Below are 21528 nucleotides of genomic sequence, written 5' to 3' on the forward strand. Positions count from 1 at the left end.
CGTCATAAAAATATCATTTAATGGCCACGTCCTTCTTTAAATTTATACTAAAGGTTAAGCCGTGTTCAATTACACAAGCATCAGCCGTTTGGTGATGACGCCCGTTCTCGCTAGCTTTTTAATTCTTGTACTATTAAACGGTGCCTCAATTCTAAAGTCTTTCTCGTTACTCAATTCGTTCGATGAATTAGAAAACACGCTAGTTCAGTCTGAGCGAGACGTTAACACCACGCTAAGTACATTTAAAACCCAGGTTCAAGAGTGGAAAAACGTGTTGTTGCGTGGCCACAAAAAAGTAGACAGAGAAAAATACTGGGAGCGATTTAAACAGCGTGAAGCTGAAATCAATCGTCAATTTGACTTGATGCTATCAAGTGATGTTGTAAGTGATAGCGTGAAGTCTGATATCGAGCAATTTCAAAAAGCGCATGCATTAATGGCCGAGAAATATCGGGAAGGGTACAAGGCGTTTATAGATTCAGGGTTTGATCCCAAAGTGGGAGATAGCTTTGTCCGCGGTATTGATAGAGAACCAGCTAAGCTTCTTTCAGGTATCGCGTCGGAAATTGCAGCAGACTCAGCGAATGCGATTACTCAGCTTAAAGCCAATACGCGCACTATGCTTTGGATAATTCTATTGGCAGCTATTGCACTGTCGGTACTTTCAGTTGTGTATGTTATTGCTCGACTGCGCTCACAGGTCATTAAGCCAACTAAGCAAGTTGTAGCGTGTATATCCAACTTGGCTAACAGCTCTTATGACTACGAACTAACCTATTCAAGCGGCCATGAGTTAGGCATGCTGGCCGATTCTGCCCGCGCGTTGCAATATAAGTTGAAAGAGTCAGTTGCACAACTGCAACAGGCAGAACGAGAAATGGAAAAAGCGTTCGGCACCCTTAGTAACGTCAGCCAATCCATTATGGAGGGGGCAAATGGACAGCGAGATGCATCACGCTCACTTGATAGCAGCACAGATAAACTGAAAGAAATTGTACAGAATTTAGTGGCTATTACTGATCAAGTTGCTGTTGCGACAAATAACTCTGAAAAGAATGTGGCGAGTTGTTATGCCACATTTGAAAGTGCCAACGCAGGCTTTAAACAGCTAGCTAAAACGGTTACAGAATCGAGTAACATTGTGTCTGAACTGCAAAGCCGAAGTACCAATATTCTAAAAGTGGTAAATGTAATTAATGAAATAGCTGACCAGACAAACCTGTTAGCTTTGAATGCCGCAATCGAAGCCGCTAGGGCGGGTGAACACGGGCGAGGCTTTGCAGTCGTAGCCGATGAAGTTCGGGCTCTTGCGGCTAAAACCCAACAGTCGACTAAAGAAATTAACGATATCTTGAGCAGCTTTGAAGCGGAAGCAAAAGGCGCAGTGGCGGCTATGTCTTCTGGAAAGCACTTGTCCGAAACTAACGCTGCTGAAGCTGCCACAGCACTAGAGACATTAAACAACGTGGTTAGGGATATTCAAGAAACGGCCAGTGTAGTAGTGGCGCTAAACGAGGCGGCAGATGAGCAAGAAGCCGTGCTTCAGCAGGTGGAAGCCATTATAAGTAACGTAGTGACATCGTCAGAAAAGTATCATCAGCTAGCGCAGCGTGACGATATGTCACGTTCTATGAAAAGTATGTCAGAAAACGTTGAAAAGGTAGTGAACAGTTTGACCCGTTAACTGTGCTTTGTCAGTATTAATCCTAGTCCGCAAAGATAACAACCTACTCAGCGAGCAGTTATCTATTCGGGCTGATGTAACGCGAAAAACAAACAGAGGAGTGCATAAATAAATCGGGCTCCTTTCTTTTTTCTGTTACCGATTTCATGCGCCCATAAACTAGTACTGATAATAATGACTACACCACTCGTATTTCACCCTATTTATAGCCAATTAGAGCTGCCTGAGCGACACCGATTTCCTATTGAAAAATACGTAGGTATTCGTGACGAATTGCTTAGTCGCGGTGTTGAAGCATCGCGTTTTGTCACTCCAACTCCGGTCAATTTATCTTTTCTCTTTGCTTATTACGATCAGGACTATGTTGAGACGCTAAGTAATGGAACATTAGATAAGAAAGCGATGCGCCGCATAGGGTTTCCTTGGTCGCAACAGTTGATTGAGCGTACCCGCACAGCTGTTGCTGGTACCTGTTTAACGGCTAATCTTGCGCTAGAGCATGGGAAAGCCTTGAATTTGACAGGCGGCTATCATCACGCCTTTGCTGATTTTGGCTCGGGATTTTGTTTGTTTAACGACTTGTATTTGGCAGCGAAAACCATGCAGCAAAACTCGTCCGTTGAAAATGTACTTATTGTCGATTTAGACGTACACCAGGGGGATGGTACCGCTAAATTGGCCGAAAACGATCGAGATATCTTCACTTTATCAATCCATGGTGAAAAAAACTTCCCGCACAGAAAGCAGCGTTCCGATATTGATATAGGGCTCGATAAGGGCACCGAAGACGACGAGTATCTAACCACGCTAGAGCAAGCGCTAACTATGGTGATGAGACAATTTCACCCCGATGCCATCATCTATGACGCAGGCGTTGATGTACATGTAAACGACGATCTAGGCCACTTACATATATCCACCCAAGGTGTTTATGAAAGGGACAAGACAGTATTTGCTTTGGCTGACCGTTTAGGTGTTCCAATTGCTGCGGTTATTGGTGGAGGGTATCAAAGGGATATTGCTGCGCTGGTGGATGTACATATTCAGCTTTATCGAGCTGCCGGTGTGATTGATTAGCTGCGGCGAGTGGCGTTTTAAAAAAGCGCGCTCAAATGGGATGTTTGCAGCGCGCGTTTTGTTATTAAGCATGAAAGTTTGTTTTACAAAAAGTGCAGCTGAAACCCGATACCAATGCGCTCTTGCGAGCGGTTATAGTCGATGAGCGAATCGCCGTAACCGTTAAAGTATTGAAGGAGTACTTCATAGCGGTCGGAAATAGGATAGGTGAAATCTAGCTGAATACTGCCTCTGTTTTCGTCAAAATCCAGATTGTTTCTCAGTAACGCCAGTACCTTGAAAGCACCAATTTTTCTTCCATATCCAAATTCCATTCGGCCGTAGTAATCCTGAATGTCCGGGTTATCATCACCCGTTGGGTCCAGTGGGTCAGCTTTTTCATCTTCAGGGATACGGTACCAGGTCTTAAAGTAGTATATATCGTCGTTGTCACTAAATACTATGGACGCAAATAGACGGTTCCAGCTTCGAGAGCGCAGGCCGCTTTGGCCATTCGACATATGATTGAAACCGACCTGGAAGGTATTGAACTTGTAGCCTAGTACGGAGTAGTCAGCGGTTTCTTGCCAAAATACTTCCGGTTCATAATTGGTTTCTCGGAAAGGCTTCGATGCTTCACTATTATAAAGCTGCCAGAATGAGGTTAACGTAAAGCCGAAATAGAGTCCGTCGAAGCCAGTATCTTCTAGATATAGTGGTAACTTGGCACTTACCTGAAACTTAGCTTCTTTATTGTCTATGTTTTCTTCCGTTAACTCTTCATTACCGAATGTATTAGGATTAGAGACATAGGTGATAGGAAGTAAATAGTTTTGTCTGTGCTGGGTAATGGCAAAAACATTGTCTAGCGCTTCTTTATCACCTTCTAAGCGATTATCTAGCGCGCTCTCTGTAGTCGTATCACGTTTGATGATATCAATAACTTCAATACCGCTTTCATTCTGTGATGTTTGACCGTCCTCGTCTTCAACAGTGTCTCGTTGTTCACTATTATCGAGTTTTGACGTTTGTTCGCTCATCACTTCTTGTGATTGTTGTGCGAACACAGGTGTACAAGCAGCAAACGCTGCCAAAAATACAAAAGGCTTAAACACAGACACCTTTAATTCTCCGTAGCAAGGGGTTGTTATTATGCTTTACTGAAGTCCAGCGTTTGGCCTTCTGAAGATGCAAATACGTGTAAAGTAGACTCTGCCACTGTGACATAGTCATTACAGTGTTTCACGACATCATCTATATCGTCATCAGTGCGTTCTGGATCATGACTATATAATGCTAATTGTTTTGCATGGCTAGCCATCGCCAGTTTTACCGCTTCCTCTGCAACCGAATGACCCCAACCGTTTTTTGCCGGCATGTCAGATAACATGTACTGTGCGTCGTGAATAAGCAAGTCTGCATTATCAGCAAACCTAGCAAAATCTAGAAAATCTGTTTCTTTTTTATAAGGAGGGTAGAGCTCGTTATCGGTGATGTAAGCAATTTTGGCACCGTCAGCTCTAATACAATAGGCGCTTCCGCTGCCAGGGTGATTCATGGCCAATCGGGTAATCGTAGCGCTTCCAATAGTAAATCTATTTTGTGCTGCCGGAAGTTCAACAAGGTTAATAGCTGATTTTAACGCGCTTTTGGGGACAGGAAACAAAGAACCTTCCATTTGTTTTAAAATTTGGTCGGGCTCGTTAAGTTGGGTTAGACCCGGGTAAATGTTTATTTCCCGTGATTCTTGGTAGATGGGTGCAAAGAAAGGGAAGCCTTGAATGTGATCCCAATGGTTGTGGCTCAATAAGAGGTAGATTGGCGAATTTTTCTTAATCAAGCTGTCGCCAAGTAAGCGAATGCCTGTGCCTGAGTCGAGGATGATATCGGTACCATCCTCAAGCTCAATGTGAACGCATGCAGTGTTGCCACCATAACGAACGTAAGCGGCCCCCGGAGTGGGAATTGAGCCCCTTACGCCATAAAATGTTAACCGCATACGCCCTCTTTTTCTTATCTAATGGGCAAGTTCAGGTTTTAGAGAGCGGCTACAAAGTCTTTTGCTGCGCTAAGGTCTAATAACTGTTTCTCGCCAGTACGTCTATTCTTATATTCAACCTGTTGATTATCCAAGTTTCTTTCACCAATGACAATGCTGTGAGGTATGCCAATTAATTCCATATCATTGAACATAACACCTGGGCGTTCTTTTCTATCGTCAAACAATACTTCTACGCCAAGGGAAACAAGTTCTTCGTAAAGAGCCTCTGCTGCTTCTTTAATACGGTGAGACTTGTGCATATTCATAGGTATTAATGCAATTTTAAACGGTGCAATAGGATCTGGCCACTTTATGCCAAACTTATCGTGATTTTGCTCGATAGCTGCCGCAACAATTCGAGACACCCCAATGCCGTAACAACCCATTGTTAAGGTTTGGTGTTTACCTGATTCGCTCAGTACACCGCAGTTCATGGCTTCTGAATACTTGCTGCCAAGCTGGAATATATGACCCACTTCGATACCGCGCTTAATATCAAGGGTGCCTTTTCCGTCAGGAGACGCATCGCCAGCTACAACGTTGCGAATATCAACGCCAGTGATATCTTCAGACCAGTTCACGTTGATGTTCATTTTACCACCTGCGCCAGCGCCTGTAGTAAAGTCCGCAAGGGCCGCTGCACTTGCATCGATGTAAGCTGGAATGGGAAGGTTAGTTGCATCTGCAAAGTAGGGGACTACACCAAGCACTTCCTTAGCCTTTTCGAATGACGCTTCAACCAGCGGCGCAGCCACTGCTTGTATTTTCTCTGCCTTAACGTCGTTAAGTTCGTGATCTGCACGTAGTACCAGCGCGACCCAATTGTCTTCTTGTACTTCTTCGTCTTTCTCATTTGTTGCGTTTGCTGCTTTTACTACTACAACTTTGACTGCATTGGTGGTTTCGGTATCAATGCTCTTGAGAATTTTTTCGAAATCTTTGCCCTTGGCATCTTTGGTTTCAACGGCCGCACCCGATGCAACTGCCTTTTTAGGCGCCATAGCTTCAGCCATTTCGACGTTTGCCGCGTAATCACTATCGCTTGAAAAAGCAATATCGTCTTCACCTGATGCAGCCAACACATGGAACTCATGAGAATGATTACCACCAATAGAGCCAGAGTCGGCAATAACTGCTCTGAAGTCTAAGTCCATACGCGAGAATATGTTGCAGTAAGCGTCGTACATTTTTTGGTAGGTTTCTTCAAGGCAGCTGTCTTCTAAGTGAAAGCTGTAAGCATCTTTCATGGTGAATTCACGACCGCGCATAATGCCAAAACGAGGGCGCACCTCGTCACGGAATTTAGTCTGAATTTGGTATAAATTAAGTGGAAGCTGCTTGTAGCTGCTAATTTCATTGCGCACAAGCGCAGTGATCACTTCTTCGTGTGTTGGGCCTAATACAAAATCACGCTGGTGGCGATCTTTAATACGAAGTAACTCTGGGCCGTATTCTTCCCAACGTCCGGATTCTTCCCACAGGTCTGCAGGCTGAACAACGGGCATTAGCACTTCAATTGCGCCTGCTTTGTTCATTTCTTCACGAACAATATTGGCTACTTTATTAAGTACACGAAGACCAGATGGCAGCCAGGTATAAAGTCCTGATGCTAACTTTCTGATCATACCAGCGCGAAGCATAAGCTGGTGGCTGATAACCTCTGCATCTGCAGGTGTTTCTTTCTGCGTGGCAAGCAAATATTGACTAGTGCGCATGTAAAGCAGGTATCCTGTTATAAATGTATTTATGACGGTTAGTGTGATGGTCTTTCGCAAAAGGCAATTCGCTAAACAATACATAGCGGAATGCTTGAACCAAGACTAGGTGTCACACGTTTGGGCGTATTCTAATTAACTGTGAGCTATTTCGCCACAGACTGTTACCACTAATAATGCAATTAACTTAAATGAACTAGCTCCGTGACCTTAACAATTGCATCTTTTATTTCAAAACCCACATCAATGTCGTATAGCGTCACGCGGTAGGTTTTTTCGTCATTTTCAAGCTGCTGTTTATAGGCGGGGCGGGGGTCTTGAGATAGTACCGCGATCACTAAGGCAGAAAAATTACGGTGTTTTTTCTCAATTTCAGCAAGCATCGGCTGGATTGTATCAGCGAATGAAACGTCGCGATTAGGAATGGGGTTAATGTTGTCAAGGTTATCGCTGGCGCTAGGCACACTATCAGCGTATGCGATATAGGGTTTGATATCGACAAGCGGTGTACCGTCGACTAAATCTAACCCTTCTACCACTAATTGTGTTTTCCCATTACTGCTAACTACACCTTTATTTTTCACCACAGACATGCCAATTCCATTAGGTCGGTGAGTACTGCGACTTGCCAACACGCCCATAGTGGTATTGCCACCTAGGCGAGGGGCTTTTACCGTATTTTTCCAACCGCGTTCAATGTTCTGGTGAAAGATAAAAAGCAGCCATAGGTGACTGTAATTTTCTATCCCTTTAAGCATGTTGATATCGTTAAAGCCATCTTCAAAGGTGATAATGCCTTGGGCGTTAGCCAAGTTGGGCTGTCTTGGAATAGCAAACTTTTGCTTGAAAGGCGTAGCGACGGTCGCTATCGCCTCGAGAGAAAATGAATTGTGGGTATTCACGTTTTAGCCTTAACGAAGTCAAAAATGTGTAACGTTGTCATATTACTCACATAATTTGCAGGTAAAGTGACGTTTCAAGTGAAAGCTTGAGCCAAATAAACATCCTGCCTGTTATACGGCGCTGCTTATTTGGGGGCCCTGGAGTAATCCAATATTTTGGGCCTGCTCGCATCACAAGCTTATTCTCTTTTTAGTGCGTGTTTTTTTCATTGCACGCAAAAGGTAAGCTTCACGTGTTTTATCGAGCGGGCTTATCTTTTTTAAGCGTGTCTAACACGCCCTCAAAATAAGGGCACCCAAGCGTACGTGCTTTTTCAATGTTATGGCTGAATATTTTTTCGGCATCTTCTTCTTTCTTCATGTAGCGAGTGACATCAGCTTCACGAATCAAATGCAAAAGCGGGTAGGGTGAACGATTGGTATAGTTTTCAGCATCGTCTACGTCGCTATCGTCGAATACATAATTGGGGTGGAAGCTGGCAAGTTGGTAAGTACCGCTGTATCCCCAGTCGTGCAGCATATTATCGCTGATAGCCAATACATCGAGATATTCATTGAAATCAGCAATGGATGAGTGGGTTAGTGCGATTAGCGTTGTGGCGGTGGTGTCGTTCTCTTCTAAATACCGCAACTCATCGAATAGCGATTGAACGACATCTCCCGCATCGCCCTCAATTACCACACACCGAATTTGGTGAGGTGTCCTTACATAGCGTGCAAAGGGGCAGAAATTGTGTTTTATCACAATATCATCAACCCATTTAAGCGTTGCATCAATTACGTGCTGTTCCCATAAAGGAAATGTTGGTTCTGCCATAAAAGGTGTAGGTCAGTTTGAGTCTGTGTTCAAAGTGAAGGGGAGTATAAAGCAAAAAGGCAGAAATTTAATTTCTGCCTTACATTTTGGTTGAACTATTTGTGCTTTAAGAATGATATTTTACGTAAGCTTCCAGCGTATTCTCTATCAAACTGGCTACTGTCATCGGCCCAACTCCGCCTGGAACGGGGGTTATCCAGCCTGCGCGCTCTTTCGCTTTTTCGAAATCAACATCGCCAACAAGTGAACCATCATTAACGCGATTAATACCTACATCAATGACAATCGCGCCCTGTTTTACCCAGTCACCAGGAATAAAGTTCGGTTTACCTACCGCGACTACCAGTAGGTCTGCACGTTGAACGTGACTCTTAAGGTCTTGAGTAAACTTGTGACAGGTAGTAACGGTGCAGCCTGCTAATAGCAGTTCAAGGCTCATAGGACGACCCACGATATTCGACGCACCGACAATCACTGCATCCAAACCCTTAACAGGGCGCTTGGTTGACTCTATCATGGTCATGATGCCTTTTGGCGTGCAGGGACGTAGTGCAGGAATACGCTGTGCAAGGCGGCCAATATTGTATGGATGAAATCCGTCGACATCTTTATGCGGGTGAATACGTTCAAGTACCTTTTCTGCATTTAACCCTGCAGGTAGAGGAAGCTGCACTAAAATACCGTCTATCTCTTTATCTTCGTTTAGCTCGTCCACCAAACTTAGTAGGGTATCTTCTGTGGTATCAGAAGGAAGGTCGAAAGAGCGAGAAACGAACCCCACTTCTTCGCACGCTTTACGTTTATTGGAAACATAAACTTGAGAAGCTGCATCACTGCCAACAAGGACAACGGCTAGGCCAGGTTGTCTTTTACCTGCTTGCGTAAGTGATTCAACATAGGAGGTTACGTGTTGGCGAACTTGTTTGGCAATTAGTTTGCCGTCAATAAGATGGGCGGTCATAGTCTTGTACGATTCTTATATGGTTGGGTGGTCAACAAGTGCCCTATATTGTTTCATAAAACAGGACTAATACTCTAGTAGTTATTGCTCTGCAGTTATTCGCCACAAATGTTCAACGTAAACAACCGTTAATGGAAAGCCTGATGCTTACCCTTTAAAAGAAGCGCAAACCTAGGCTAAAGACAGGCATATACAAGGGTAATTGTTCAAAAAAACGTGATAATGGATGCTTTGTGAGCGGTTGATGATTTTATTTAAAAAAGTGTTTGACGAGGTGGGGGGATGTCAGTAATATTCGCACCCCGTAACGGCACAGAGGCTAACGCTTTTAGGTCGGTACAACAGTCGGTGAGTGGCGCAGCTTGGTAGCGCACTTGTTTTGGGTACAAGGGGTCGCAGGTTCAAATCCTGTCTCACCGACCACTTTTTGCAGCGAAGATTCGCCAAGCGCCCGTAGCTCAGCTGGATAGAGCAACGGCCTTCTAAGCCGTGGGTCGCAGGTTCGAATCCTGCCGGGCGCGCCATGCGAGTCAGGTAGGTCCTGATAGCAAGGCAGAATTTTCGTGTCTACATTGCTAATATTAAGCTTGTAGATTGCAAACACACCCTATGGTGGGCGTAGCTCAGTTGGTAGAGCCCCGGATTGTGATTCCGGTTGTCGTGGGTTCAAGTCCCATCGTCCACCCCACTTTTTTGCGGAAGTGGTGGAATTGGTAGACACGCTGGATTTAGGTTCCAGTGCTTCACGGCGTGAGAGTTCAAGTCTCTCCTTCCGCACCATATTTTCAAGCTTTATCAAAAGCTTAACGTAAGCATTTCAGTCGGTGAGTGGCGCAGCTTGGTAGCGCACTTGTTTTGGGTACAAGGGGTCGCAGGTTCAAATCCTGTCTCACCGACCATTTATGCTTTTTTCGATTCAGTAAATACTTTTAGCCGGTGGTGTTGAATCATCCTCCAGTTAGGGTAAGAGTCGATACTAATTACCGAGTCGCTAAGTAAGATCCTGACAGCTCGGTGGGTGTTTAGGTGTTTCTCAATTCACACATAAGCATTAACAGGATTACTGTGGTGGGCGTAGCTCAGTTGGTAGAGCCCCGGATTGTGATTCCGGTTGTCGTGGGTTCAAGTCCCATCGTCCACCCCACTTTTTCGCGGAAGTGGTGGAATTGGTAGACACGCTGGATTTAGGTTCCAGTGCTTCACGGCGTGAGAGTTCAAGTCTCTCCTTCCGCACCATATTTTCAAGCTTAATAAAGCTTATCAAAAAGATGTCTCTGTCGGTGAGTGGCGCAGCTTGGTAGCGCACTTGTTTTGGGTACAAGGGGTCGCAGGTTCAAATCCTGTCTCACCGACCATTATCTCTTAATCTTTTGTTCTTCTATCTATCTCAAATAGCGTCTCAGAACGCCAGCCAAGGACGTTTTTCAATCCATTTTTCTTACTAGTTTCGCAATTTGTTGAAAATGCGTTCAATTGGTTGTTACAAACTTGTGTTTCCCTCTCGACTCTTGTGGTGTGCAGCTGTATACTACCGCGTCTTTTTTTAACCAGTACGTTTGTTTCAGGTTGGCTTTGTGGCACGATTTAGTGTCCTAACTTTGATTTTATAAACGTCAAATAACGACCTTCTACCCCGGAGTGATATGCAATCAATGCATGACGGGAGAGGGGATTGAGAACAAAACGCCTATAGAGGCGTATAGTTGAGGTAACATAATGCAAGTTTCAGTCGAGACGACCCAGGGTTTAGAACGCCGTCTTACTATCACCGTTCCATCTGACACGGTTGATTCAGCAGTTAAGTCACGCCTACAGCAGTTGGCAAAAACACAACGCATCAACGGCTTCCGTCCAGGTAAAGTACCTGTAAGCGTAATCAAAAAGCGTTTCGGCCAGGCAGTTCGCCAAGAAGTTGCTGGCGATGTTATGCAGCAGAACTTCTACCAAGCAGTCATTCAAGAAAAAATTCAGCCTGCTGGTATGCCAAAGTTTGAACTGACCAAAGACGAAGACGGTCAGGACCTAGAATTTGTAGCATCTTTCGAAGTTTACCCAGAAGTAGAAGTGAAAGGTGTTAGCGATATCGAAATCGAAAAGCCAGTAGTAGAAATTACTGACAAAGATCTTGATAACATGATGGAAACGCTTCAGAAGCAGCACGCAACTTGGAAAGAAGTTAAGCGTAAAGCGAAAAAAGACGACAAAGTTATCATCGACTTTGTTGGCTCTATCGACGGTGAAGAGTTCGAAGGTGGAAAAGCAGAAGACTTCGCTCTTGAGCTAGGTAAAGACCGTATGATCCCAGGTTTCGAGAAGCCGCTAGTTGGCGCGAAAGCGGGTGAAGAAGTAACTATCGAAGTAACTTTCCCTGAAGACTACCATGCTGAAAACCTAAAAGGTAAAGACGCAGTTTTCCAAACTACCGTTAAGAAAGTAGAAGGTCTAGACCTTCCAAAAGTAGACGAAGAGTTTGCTAAGCTATTTGGTGTTGAAGAGGGCGGTGTAGACGCGCTTAAAGCAGAAGTTCGCAAGAACATGCAGCGTGAGCTAGACCAAACGCTTAAAGCTCAGGTTAAAGAAGACGTAATCGCTAAGCTAGTTGATGCTAACGAGATTGATATTCCTCAAGCGCTTATTGATCAAGAAGTAAACGCGCTACGCGAGCAAGCGAAGCAACGTTTCAGCCAACAAGGCGGTGGTCAGAATCTTCCAGACCTACCTGCAGAACTGTTTACTGACAACGCTAAGCGTCGCGTATCTATTGGTCTACTTCTAGGTGAAGTAATCAAAGAAAACGAACTAAAAGCAGACGAAGCTAAAGTTAACGAGATGATCGAAACCGCTGCTTCAGCGTATGAAGATCCGCAGGAAGTTGTTGATTACTACAACAACAACCAAGAGCTTATGCAGCAAATGCAAAACGTTGCACTAGAAGAACAAGCTATTGAGTGGGTTCTTGAGCAAGCAAAAGTTACCGAAGTAACTAAAGCTTTTGACGAGGTTATGAACAAACAGGCGTAATTTTTTACTGTCTGATTGACATTACTTGTCAGCAACTGCTTAAATGCTCGGAACCTTCCGAGCATTTTTGTTTTTAACGCTAGATAATCAAGGTAGCTATGACTAATACCCCGTTTGACCCAATGAATGCACTTGTTCCTATGGTTGTTGAGCAGACCTCTAAAGGTGAGCGCTCTTACGACATCTATTCTCGCCTATTGAAAGAAAACGTAATTTTCTTAGTAGGACAAGTTGAAGATCACATGGCCAACCTCATCGTTGCTCAAATGTTGTTCTTAGAAGCTGAAAACCCAGAAAAAGATATTTTCTTATACATTAACTCACCAGGCGGTTCGGTAACTGCTGGTATGGCAATTTACGATACGATGAAGTTTATCAAGCCAGACGTGAGTACAGTATGTATGGGCCAAGCTGCAAGCATGGGCGCATTTCTACTCTCTGCAGGAGCAAAAGGTAAGCGCTACTGTCTACCTAACTCGCGCGTAATGATTCACCAACCGCTTGGTGGTTTCCAAGGTCAGGCATCTGATTTTGAAATACACGCGAAAGAAATTCTGTCTATTAAAGAGAAATTGAATCGCCTTATGGCGGACCATACTGGTCAAGACTACGAAAAAGTCGCGCGTGACACAGACCGTGATAACTTCTTGAGTGCAACTGAGGCAAAAGAATATGGCCTTGTTGACCAAGTTTTAGCAAATCGATCTGACGTAGCCGCAACTAAGTAGTATAGTTATAGTAGACCCGAGCCAGTGCACAGCACGTTTTTGGTTTTCGGCTCGGGTAAGGCAGAGGCAAAAGTAATGAGTGATAAGCAAAGCGGTGACGGTGATAACAAGCTACTGTACTGTTCGTTTTGTGGCAAAAGCCAACACGAAGTAAGAAAGTTAATAGCAGGCCCGTCGGTATTCATTTGCGACGAGTGTGTTGAGTTATGTAACGATATCATTCGCGAAGAAATTAAGGAAATCGCGCCTAAGCAAAAGCAGGACGCTTTACCTAAACCAAGTGAAATTCATGCTCACCTAGACGATTACGTTATCGGGCAAGAACATGCAAAGAAGGTTTTATCAGTAGCGGTTTATAACCACTACAAGCGTTTGCGCAATGGCGATGTTCACGAAGGCGTTGAACTTGGCAAAAGTAATATTTTGCTAATAGGGCCTACGGGCAGTGGTAAAACGCTGCTAGCTGAAACGCTAGCGCGTCTACTCGACGTTCCATTTACCATGGCTGACGCAACCACGCTAACAGAAGCGGGTTATGTAGGCGAAGACGTTGAGAACATCATCCAGAAGCTACTGCAGAAGTGCGACTATGACGTAGAAAAAGCGCAGCGTGGTATTGTTTACATCGACGAAATCGACAAGATTTCTCGTAAGTCAGACAACCCATCTATCACTCGTGACGTTTCAGGTGAAGGTGTACAGCAGGCGCTTCTAAAGCTGATTGAAGGTACGGTTGCGTCTGTTCCTCCGCAAGGTGGGCGTAAGCACCCACAGCAGGAATTCCTGCAGGTTGACACGTCCAAGATATTGTTCATTTGTGGTGGTGCGTTCGCTGGTCTTGACAAAGTCATTGAACAACGCGCACAGAAAGACACGGGTATTGGATTTGGTGCTACGGTTAAGTCGAAAGACAACAGCAAACAAATCAGTGAACTGTTTAAGCAAGTTGAGCCTGAGGACTTAGTGAAATATGGGTTGATTCCAGAGTTCATTGGTCGTTTACCGGTAGTAACAAGCCTCGAAGAGTTGAATGAAGAAGCACTAATTCAAATTCTACGCGAGCCTAAGAATGCAATCACTAAGCAATATGGTGCATTGTTCTCAATGGAAGAGGTAGAGCTTGAGTTTCGTGACGATGCACTCAACGCGATTGCTAAAAAGGCAATGGATCGTAAAACAGGTGCTCGTGGTTTGCGTTCAATTGTTGAAGCAGTTCTGCTTGATACCATGTACGACCTTCCTTCAATGGAAGACGTAAGCAAAGTGGTAATTGATGAAACGGTAATTCGCGGTGAATCAAAGCCTATTTTGATTTATGACAGCAACGAAAAGAAAGCAGCCTCTGAATAAACTCAAGGCTGCGAGTGAAAGGCCCTTCGGGGCCTTTTTTGTTTTTAGCGTTAAAACGTTAATATTCTTTCATCTTATCTTACCTGCTCGCCTATGCGTTTATCTTAAAGCGGATGATATTTAGGCAATTAACGGGCTTAACGCTATCCTTTCTACTAGATTTTTGAGTTTACTGTTGCCATTCAAAGCAAAATCGATAATTGTTATATTAAGGTCAATAGGCCCTAGAGCAGGGAAGGTAAGGTTAAGGAATTAACGCACTTTAATAAGTTTCGATTGAACTTTGCTCTTGCATCCCCATATAAAAATGACATTTCAAACTAATTGAGAACAAGTATGACAGTTGAGCGTGAAAATCGCATTGAAATTCCTGTGCTTGCCTTGCGGGACGTGGTTGTTTACCCGCATATGGTCATACCCCTATTTGTTGGGCGTGAGAAATCAATTCGTTGCCTTGAAGCGGCGATGGATAATGACAAACAAATTTTCCTAGTAGCACAAAAGGATGCGGGTGTAGATGAGCCTGAATCAGACGATATCTACACCGTCGGTACTATTGCTACAATTCTTCAACTTCTTAAGCTACCCGACGGTACGGTGAAAGTGCTAGTAGAAGGTAGTGTACGGGGTGAAATTGAAAGCTATAAGCAATCAGAGCCTTTCTTTGTTGCTAACGTCGATAAGTTAGAGGATGAAGGCATTGATGAGAGTGAGCAAGAGGTCTTGATTCGCTCAGCAGTTTCGCAGTTTGAAGGCTACGTGAAACTGAATAAGAAAATTCCACCAGAAGTGCTTACGTCACTAAATGGTATCGAAGACGCCGCCCGCTTGGCAGACACCATGGCTGCCCATATGCCACTTAAGCTGACTGAAAAGCAAAAAGTGCTAGAGATGCAGGGTATAAATGAGCGCCTCGAGTACCTGATGGCCCTTATGGAAGGCGAAATTGATTTGTTGCAGGTCGAAAAGAAAATTCGTACCCGCGTTAAAAAGCAAATGGAAAAGAGCCAGCGCGAATATTATTTGAATGAGCAAATGAAAGCTATTCAAAAAGAATTGGGTGAACTAGATGACGCGCCTGATGAGTTTGAAGCACTGTCTAAAAAGATAGCTGACGCTAAAATGCCTAAAGAGGCAGAAGATAAGGCGAAAGCTGAACTTCAAAAGCTTAAAATGATGTCACCAATGTCTGCAGAAGCTACCGTGCTTCGAAGCTACATTGAATGGCTCACTAACGTACCTTGGAATAAGCGCTCGCCGGTTAAGAAAGACCTTTCTCGCGCAGAGAGCGTGCTTAATGAAGACCACTACGGGCTTGAAAAGGTGAAAGAGCGCATTCTTGAGTATTTGGCCGTTCAGCAGCGTGTTAAAAAGCTAAAAGGCCCTATACTTTGTCTTGTAGGTCCTCCTGGTGTAGGTAAAACCTCATTAGGTCAGTCTATCGCTAAAGCGACAGGCCGCAAATATGTGCGTATGGCACTAGGTGGCGTGCGTGACGAAGCAGAAATCCGTGGTCACCGCCGTACTTACATTGGCTCACTGCCAGGTAAGTTAGTGCAAAAAATGGCGAAAGTTGGAGTTAAAAACCCACTGTTCTTGTTAGATGAAATCGACAAGATGTCATCAGATATGCGAGGCGACCCTGCATCAGCGCTTTTAGAAGTGCTAGATCCAGAACAAAACAACAGCTTTAGTGATCACTATCTGGAAGTCGACTACGACCTGTCAGACGTTATGTTCGTAGCCACCTCTAACAGCATGAATATTCCAGGACCATTGCTTGACCGTATGGAAGTGATTCGTCTATCTGGCTACACAGAAGACGAAAAACTTAATATTGCGAAAAACCATTTAATTGGTAAGCAAATGGAGCGCAATGGCCTTAAAGCGAAAGAACTGGAAATTACCGATTCTGCCGTAATTGGTATGATTCGATACTATACCCGCGAAGCCGGGGTGCGTAGCTTAGAGCGTGAAGTATCGAAGGTATGTCGTAAAGCCGTGAAAGATATTTTGCTTAAGAAAAGCAAAGACAAGGTAGTAGTAACGCAGGATAACCTTAAAGATTATCTTGGCGTTCAGCGCTTTGATTACGGTAAAGCCGACAAAGACAATCAAATCGGTCAGGTTACCGGTTTAGCATGGACACAAGTAGGTGGTGACTTATTGACTATCGAAACCACGTCTGTCCCTGGTAAAGGTAAAATGACGTCGACCGGCTCTTTAGGCGATGTTATGCAAGAGTCTATTAAGGCTGCGATGACAGTGGTAAGGAGTCGCGCAGAGAAGCTTCGCATAAACGATGATTTCTATGAGAAGCGTGATATTCATGTGCACGTACCTGAAGGTGCTACGCCGAAAGATGGCCCTAGCGCAGGTATTGCAATGTGCACTGCACTTGTCTCGTCACTTACGGGCAACCCTGTGAAGTGCGATGTAGCTATGACCGGTGAAATCACTCTACGTGGTGAGGTGCTTGCAATTGGTGGACTTAAAGAAAAGCTTCTTGCTGCACACCGTGGTGGCATAAAAACTGTCGTTATTCCAAAAGATAACGAACGTGATTTGGAAGAAATTCCAGATAACGTGAAAAAAGATTTATCAATTCACCCAGTTAAATGGATTGATGAAGTACTTGATATTGCGCTTCAAGAGCCTGTTGAAAGCTTTGAAGTGGTTAAAAAATAACTGAATGTCTAGGCTGTACCCCTTTATTTTAAAGGCGTACAGCCACATTTTTTCTATAAATTTGCAATAATTGATTAAAAAGTGCGCATTAGGCGAAAGAAAAGCCCATTTTTTTAAAAATAGGGCTTTCATGTCGCAAAAGTTGTGTTACCTTTAAGTGGTATTCGCTTGAAGCCTTGCCACAAAAGGGATTGCAGCGATTCATTTAAAAAGTTAATTATTTGTGACTGAAGCTTGATGTTAACGATCAAGCTTGCTATAACGTCCAAGCAAAATCGTTTTGGATAAACAGTATAATAACAATCGAAGGGGATCTAATTGTGAACAAGTCTCAACTTATCGACCAAATCGCTGCTGGTGCAGACATTTCTAAAGCAGCTGCTGGCCGCGCTCTTGACGCATTCACTGACTCAGTAACTGCGGCGCTTAAAGACGGCGACCAAGTTGCACTAGTAGGCTTTGGTACTTTCTCAGTTCGCGAACGTTCAGCTCGCAGTGGCCGTAACCCACAAACTGGTGAGACTATTCAGATTTCAGCAGCGAAAGTTCCATCTTTCAAAGCTGGTAAAGCACTGAAAGACGCTTGTAACTAAGCACAAAAATTATAGAAAAAGGCGATGGCTAGTCCATCGCCTTTTTTATTTCTAAAACAAAGAATTCAATATTGGGTCAGAGTAGCGACTCTGATCCCAATATTTTAAGAGTACAAATAACCCGTTGAGGCATGCCGAGTTTTTTTCATGCCTACACAATGTTCGGACTTAACGAAAGACAGCACAAATAGTGTGTTTTGGCGTTTATATTCGGCGGCATTGGGTTATAATCAGCGCTTATTTTATCTCGCATTCACCAATCTGTGATGTTTTGAGGTAACGGTAGTAAGCAACGGAGTTGAAGAACAATCATGCTAGAAAGAATCAGAGAAGGTTCTCAAGGCCCTTGGGCGATGGCGATTATTGCGCTAATCGTTTTAAGTTTCGTATTCGCAGGTGTAGGTAGCTACCTAACATCGTCAGGTACTACAGCAGTAGCTACTGTAAACGGCGAAGAAATTTCGGCACAAGAACTAGAACGTGCATACCAAAATCAGCGTGCACAAATGGAGTCACAATACGGCGAAAGCATCGCACAGCTTTTCTCTAGTGAACAATATCTTGCAGATTTTAGAAGAAATGTACTGGACAGACTGATTGCTGAAAAACTAATTCAGCAACAAGCGACGGACATGGGTTTGCGTGTAAGTGACGAGCAAATTCGCGAGACTATCGTACAAATGCCTGAGTTCCAGTTTGGTGGTCAGTTCGACAACGAACGTTTCCAGGCCATTCTTCGTCAGAACGGTTTTCAGGTGGCCGACTTCCGTGACTACCTTCGTGTTCAAATGACACAGAACCAATTGGCGGCTGCACTAACAAATTCATCGTTTGCTTTAGACGGTGAAGTACAGCAGGCTAATGCACTACAGCGTCAAACTCGCGATGCGAAATACATATTAGTAAGCTCTGACGAATTTGCTGGCTCTACTGAAGTAACAGAAGCGGATGTTGAAGCTTTTTATAATAACAACATTGCCTCTTTCGATACTGAAGAGCAGGTAAAGCTTGCCTATGTAAAACTAAGTGTTGAAGACTTAAAAGGTCGCGTTTCTGTTGATGAAGAAGCGGTGCGCACTTACTACGAAAATAATCTGGGAAGCTACGGTAAAGAAGAAGAGCGCCGTGTTTCACACATTCTTATCGAAGCTGGCGATGATGCCGATGCTGCGAGAGAAAAAGCAGAATCATTAAAAGAAGAACTCGACAATGGTGCAGACTTTGCGGCCCTTGCTGAAGCAAATTCTGATGATACGTTCTCTGCTGAAAATGGTGGTGATCTTGATTTCATTACGCCAGAAATGATGGACCCAGCATTCGACGAAGCCGCGTTTGCATTAGAAAACGTAGGTGATATTTCTGATGTCGTTGAGACTGACTTCGGTTTTCACATTATTAAACTTACAGATGTTAAAGAAGCGCAAGTCAAGTCATTCGATGAAGTAGCTGGTGAGATACGCGATACGCTACTTTATGACGCGGCAATGGAAAAGTACTTTGAGCTTCAAAATACGTTAGCGGAAATTGCCTTTGAAGTACCTGACACGCTCGAAGACGCAGCTAATGCTGTAGATCTTCCTATACAAGAGTCTGTTCTTTTCAGTCGTAATACGGCACCTGCCGAATTAAGCTTCCCTGGCTTGCTAGATGTTGCTTTCTCTTCAGAGCTAGTTGAAGAAGGCCTTAACAGCGACATCATCGAACTTGATGACGAAACGGTAGTTGTTGCTCGCGTTATTGAGCATGAACCACAACGTACTCAGTCGCTAGATGAAGTTCGCGAAGGAATAGAAGCATCAGTAAAAACGGAAAAAGCAAAAGAAGCTGCAGAAGCTTGGGCGTTTGATATCGCACAAAAAGTGCGTGCTGGAGAAAGCGTTGAAAGTGAGCTAGCTGAAAAGTCCGTGTCTTGGGAAACAGCAACTGCTGTTCCAAGAGCGGGCGGTGCACTTGCACGTGCATTAGTTGACACGCTTTTCTCTCTTGCCCTTGAAGGCGAAGACAAAGTTGATGTTGCAACAACGGTAAACGGTGACGTCGCTGTTGTTATGCTTGAAAACGTTAATGCAGCACCAGAGCTTGAAAATGAATTGGGTGAAAGCCTGAAGCAGCGTCTTGCCCAGGTACAAGGCCAGCGCGTTTATCAACAATATATTGATGCGCTTCGCGCAAATGCAGAAGTGACTATCTCACAGACGCTATAAGCTCTGCTGCGTAAAAGCTGTCGCTGCGACTAGCAGTGACACCGGTAAATACTAAAAAGCCAGCCTCTTTCATAGATGCTGGCTTTTTTCATACAACACAGTGATTGGGTGTTTGTTTGAAGTGCGTTAGTTCGTTAAGAACAGCATCAGTGTATAAAATGCCGCAATAACACCAGATAACACAAATATGTACAGAAACCCTTGCTTGCCTTGCTCCAGAGTGTATTTATTGGCTTGTAAATAGCCAAACCAGAGTAGTGACAAAATAAGGGGTATTAAAACAATGATTTTTAACACAGTAATGCCTTTCTTTAAGTTATGTTCTAGTTATAACAACGCGCGCTGGTTTAGACAAATCTTAACGAGACAGCCCTAGTCGCAAACTCACCCATTGTCGCCTTCCTTGTTGTCATCCTTTATTATTTTTAGCTTTAGGTTACTTTGTCCGCTGTCATGGCATTGTCGTAAATCTGTTATTAGCGTGTCACTTTACATTTGTGTAATAGACCCACGTTTTATAAAGGTTTCTTATGCATGTCAATTCAGCCTTTACCTTCGATAGCGCCAGCTCGCAGTATTTATTTTGCCGAAGTGCTTATGGCAAGAGCGTCGATTACCCCACAGGACGCTGGTTGCCAAAGTTACCTGATATACAAGCTCGAAAAACTTGGTTTTTCCTGTGAAAAGCACACAATTAATGGTGTGAGTAACCTCGTCGCTAGGTGGGGGCAGGGCCCGAATCACTTTGCATTTAGCGGCCATACTGATGTTGTGCCCCCAGGCCCACTTGATAAGTGGAAGTCACCGCCTTTTAGCCCTGTAATTAGCCAAAATAAACTATATGGACGTGGTGCTGCCGATATGAAAACAGGCATCGCAGCCATGCTCGCGGCAACAGAGCGCACCATTGATTTTCTAGATGGCAGTAAAGTTTCTTTCTGGTGGCTAATCACCAGTGATGAAGAAGGGGAGGCAGAGTGGGGCTCTAAATGGATAGCTGAATATTTAGCATCTAAAAATATTAAGCTTGATATGTGCCTAGTAGGTGAACCTTCTGCATCTGCAACAACCGGAGATACTATCAAGATTGGCCGCAGGGGCTCACTTTCAGGCACTGTTCATATTACAGGAAAGCAAGGCCATGTGGCCTACCCAAAGACAGCGGTGAATGCTATTCATAAAGCAAGTAACGTGATTAACGCGTTAACACAGCACCCGTTTGATAAGGGGAGTGATGACTTTCCTGGCACCACGCTTCAAATAACACACATGGATACGGGAAGCTTCACCGATAACATAGTGCCCAGTGCCGTTCGTGTAGAGTTTAATGTTAGATATTCATGGCAGTTTGACCAAAAAGGTTTATCAACATTGCTACGCAGTATTATCAATAGCGTTGATCCAGAAGCCCAAGTGAGCTTTTCAAGACCCTGTGAAGCTTACTTAAGCAAACCCAAGAGCAATGCAGAACACTGCTTAATTGCTTGTGTAGAAAAGGCGATAAAAGGCGCCACAGGTCGTTATCCTGTGGTCAGCACATCTGGTGGTACTTCAGATGGGCGCTTTTTTGCAAGTGAGCACACACAAGTGGTTGAAGTAGGTGTGCCAAATACCACCATTCATCAAATAAACGAGCATATTCATGTGTCTGACTTGCTTACCCTTGAAGATATCTATACCGATATTCTCAAATGTGTTGGCGGTCGATAATAACTTCTGATATTTCCATTTGTTCGGAAAGAAGCAGATCAGAAAAAAGAAGATTGAA

Annotated in this window: 15 protein-coding genes and 8 tRNA genes; 17 read left to right on the forward strand and 6 right to left on the reverse strand. The window is 44.1% G+C overall.

Annotated features, from left to right (window positions below; translation table 11 throughout):
- Positions 1-61: 61 nt before the first annotated feature.
- Positions 62-1684 (forward strand): methyl-accepting chemotaxis protein, encoded by a 1623-nt coding sequence (locus tag AC27KT_RS06680; RefSeq protein ID WP_487128481.1) that lies wholly within the window; start codon positions 62-64, stop codon positions 1682-1684.
- 174 nt (positions 1685-1858) lie between these two features.
- A complete protein-coding gene (locus AC27KT_RS06685; protein ID WP_487128483.1) occupies positions 1859-2761 on the forward strand; it encodes a histone deacetylase family protein in 903 nt (300 codons plus the stop codon).
- An 83-nt stretch (positions 2762-2844) separates the two neighbouring features.
- Here AC27KT_RS06685 and AC27KT_RS06690 read toward each other — a convergent pair whose 3' ends face one another.
- The 6 genes from AC27KT_RS06690 to folD form a co-directional block, all read right to left on the reverse strand.
- Positions 2845-3861 (reverse strand): phospholipase A, encoded by a 1017-nt coding sequence (locus AC27KT_RS06690; RefSeq protein WP_458730598.1) that lies wholly within the window; start codon positions 3859-3861, stop codon positions 2845-2847.
- Between the two features lie 29 nt (positions 3862-3890).
- On the reverse strand, positions 3891-4739 hold the full coding sequence (locus AC27KT_RS06695) for an MBL fold metallo-hydrolase (protein WP_487128486.1): 849 nt from the start codon (positions 4737-4739) through the stop codon (positions 3891-3893).
- A 38-nt stretch (positions 4740-4777) separates the two neighbouring features.
- Entirely contained in the window at positions 4778-6496 is a 1719-nt protein-coding gene (locus AC27KT_RS06700) for a proline--tRNA ligase (protein WP_487128488.1), read from the reverse strand.
- A gap of 182 nt (positions 6497-6678) precedes the next feature.
- A complete protein-coding gene (gene tsaA / locus AC27KT_RS06705; protein ID WP_487128490.1) occupies positions 6679-7398 on the reverse strand; it encodes a tRNA (N6-threonylcarbamoyladenosine(37)-N6)-methyltransferase TrmO in 720 nt (239 codons plus the stop codon).
- Positions 7399-7636: 238 nt separating this feature from the next.
- Complete coding sequence (locus tag AC27KT_RS06710; protein ID WP_487128492.1) at positions 7637-8215, reverse strand: DUF1415 domain-containing protein; 579 nt, start codon at positions 8213-8215, stop codon at positions 7637-7639.
- Positions 8216-8321: 106 nt separating this feature from the next.
- A complete protein-coding gene (gene folD, locus AC27KT_RS06715; RefSeq protein WP_487128494.1) occupies positions 8322-9176 on the reverse strand; it encodes a bifunctional methylenetetrahydrofolate dehydrogenase/methenyltetrahydrofolate cyclohydrolase FolD in 855 nt (284 codons plus the stop codon).
- Positions 9177-9522: 346 nt separating this feature from the next.
- Between folD and AC27KT_RS06720 the strand changes: the two genes are divergently transcribed.
- The 15 genes from AC27KT_RS06720 (at position 9523) to dapE (ending at position 21470) form a co-directional block, all read left to right on the forward strand.
- Positions 9523-9599, forward strand: a tRNA-Pro gene (locus AC27KT_RS06720).
- A gap of 24 nt (positions 9600-9623) precedes the next feature.
- A tRNA-Arg gene (locus tag AC27KT_RS06725) sits at positions 9624-9700 on the forward strand.
- 88 nt (positions 9701-9788) lie between these two features.
- Positions 9789-9864, forward strand: a tRNA-His gene (locus AC27KT_RS06730).
- A gap of 7 nt (positions 9865-9871) precedes the next feature.
- Positions 9872-9956, forward strand: a tRNA-Leu gene (locus AC27KT_RS06735).
- A 42-nt stretch (positions 9957-9998) separates the two neighbouring features.
- Positions 9999-10075: transfer RNA gene (locus AC27KT_RS06740), tRNA-Pro, on the forward strand.
- Positions 10076-10244: 169 nt separating this feature from the next.
- Positions 10245-10320: transfer RNA gene (locus AC27KT_RS06745), tRNA-His, on the forward strand.
- A gap of 7 nt (positions 10321-10327) precedes the next feature.
- Positions 10328-10412, forward strand: a tRNA-Leu gene (locus AC27KT_RS06750).
- Positions 10413-10454: 42 nt separating this feature from the next.
- A tRNA-Pro gene (locus AC27KT_RS06755) sits at positions 10455-10531 on the forward strand.
- Between the two features lie 361 nt (positions 10532-10892).
- Complete coding sequence (gene tig / locus AC27KT_RS06760) at positions 10893-12197, forward strand: trigger factor (protein ID WP_487128496.1); 1305 nt, start codon at positions 10893-10895, stop codon at positions 12195-12197.
- A 98-nt stretch (positions 12198-12295) separates the two neighbouring features.
- Positions 12296-12925, forward strand: coding sequence for an ATP-dependent Clp endopeptidase proteolytic subunit ClpP (gene clpP, locus AC27KT_RS06765; RefSeq protein WP_014950147.1), 630 nt, complete (start codon positions 12296-12298; stop codon positions 12923-12925).
- A 75-nt stretch (positions 12926-13000) separates the two neighbouring features.
- The gene (gene clpX / locus AC27KT_RS06770) at positions 13001-14275 is read left to right on the forward strand and encodes an ATP-dependent protease ATP-binding subunit ClpX (protein ID WP_487128498.1); all 1275 of its coding nucleotides are present in this window, start codon (positions 13001-13003) and stop codon (positions 14273-14275) included.
- 336 nt (positions 14276-14611) lie between these two features.
- Positions 14612-16963 carry an endopeptidase La gene (gene lon / locus AC27KT_RS06775; protein ID WP_487128500.1) on the forward strand — a complete coding sequence of 784 codons (2352 nt, stop codon included), beginning with the start codon at positions 14612-14614 and terminating at the stop codon, positions 16961-16963.
- Positions 16964-17283: 320 nt separating this feature from the next.
- On the forward strand, positions 17284-17556 hold the full coding sequence (gene hupB / locus AC27KT_RS06780; protein ID WP_012518978.1) for a nucleoid-associated protein HU-beta: 273 nt from the start codon (positions 17284-17286) through the stop codon (positions 17554-17556).
- Between the two features lie 311 nt (positions 17557-17867).
- Entirely contained in the window at positions 17868-19760 is a 1893-nt protein-coding gene (locus tag AC27KT_RS06785; RefSeq protein WP_487128502.1) for a SurA N-terminal domain-containing protein, read from the forward strand.
- 534 nt (positions 19761-20294) lie between these two features.
- A complete protein-coding gene (gene dapE / locus AC27KT_RS06790) occupies positions 20295-21470 on the forward strand; it encodes a succinyl-diaminopimelate desuccinylase (RefSeq protein WP_487128504.1) in 1176 nt (391 codons plus the stop codon).
- The last annotated feature ends 58 nt before the right edge of the window (positions 21471-21528 follow it).

Source organism: Alteromonas sp. 5NW40-0090 (genome assembly GCF_057552975.1).

What these genes read in the sequence shown, in the direction of transcription:
- AC27KT_RS06685 (WP_487128483.1), top strand. Translation starts at nt 1,859, where the DNA reads ATGACTACACCACTCGTATTTCACCCTATTTATAGCCAATTAGAGCTG.
- AC27KT_RS06695 (WP_487128486.1), bottom strand. Translation starts at nt 4,739, where the DNA reads ATGCGGTTAACATTTTATGGCGTAAGGGGCTCAATTCCCACTCCGGGG.
- AC27KT_RS06700 (WP_487128488.1), bottom strand. Translation starts at nt 6,496, where the DNA reads ATGCGCACTAGTCAATATTTGCTTGCCACGCAGAAAGAAACACCTGCA.
- AC27KT_RS06710 (WP_487128492.1), bottom strand. Translation starts at nt 8,215, where the DNA reads ATGGCAGAACCAACATTTCCTTTATGGGAACAGCACGTAATTGATGCA.
- folD (WP_487128494.1), bottom strand. Translation starts at nt 9,176, where the DNA reads ATGACCGCCCATCTTATTGACGGCAAACTAATTGCCAAACAAGTTCGC.
- tig (WP_487128496.1), top strand. Translation starts at nt 10,893, where the DNA reads ATGCAAGTTTCAGTCGAGACGACCCAGGGTTTAGAACGCCGTCTTACT.
- clpP (WP_014950147.1), top strand. Translation starts at nt 12,296, where the DNA reads ATGACTAATACCCCGTTTGACCCAATGAATGCACTTGTTCCTATGGTT.
- clpX (WP_487128498.1), top strand. Translation starts at nt 13,001, where the DNA reads ATGAGTGATAAGCAAAGCGGTGACGGTGATAACAAGCTACTGTACTGT.
- lon (WP_487128500.1), top strand. Translation starts at nt 14,612, where the DNA reads ATGACAGTTGAGCGTGAAAATCGCATTGAAATTCCTGTGCTTGCCTTG.
- AC27KT_RS06785 (WP_487128502.1), top strand. Translation starts at nt 17,868, where the DNA reads ATGCTAGAAAGAATCAGAGAAGGTTCTCAAGGCCCTTGGGCGATGGCG.
- dapE (WP_487128504.1), top strand. Translation starts at nt 20,295, where the DNA reads ATGTCAATTCAGCCTTTACCTTCGATAGCGCCAGCTCGCAGTATTTAT.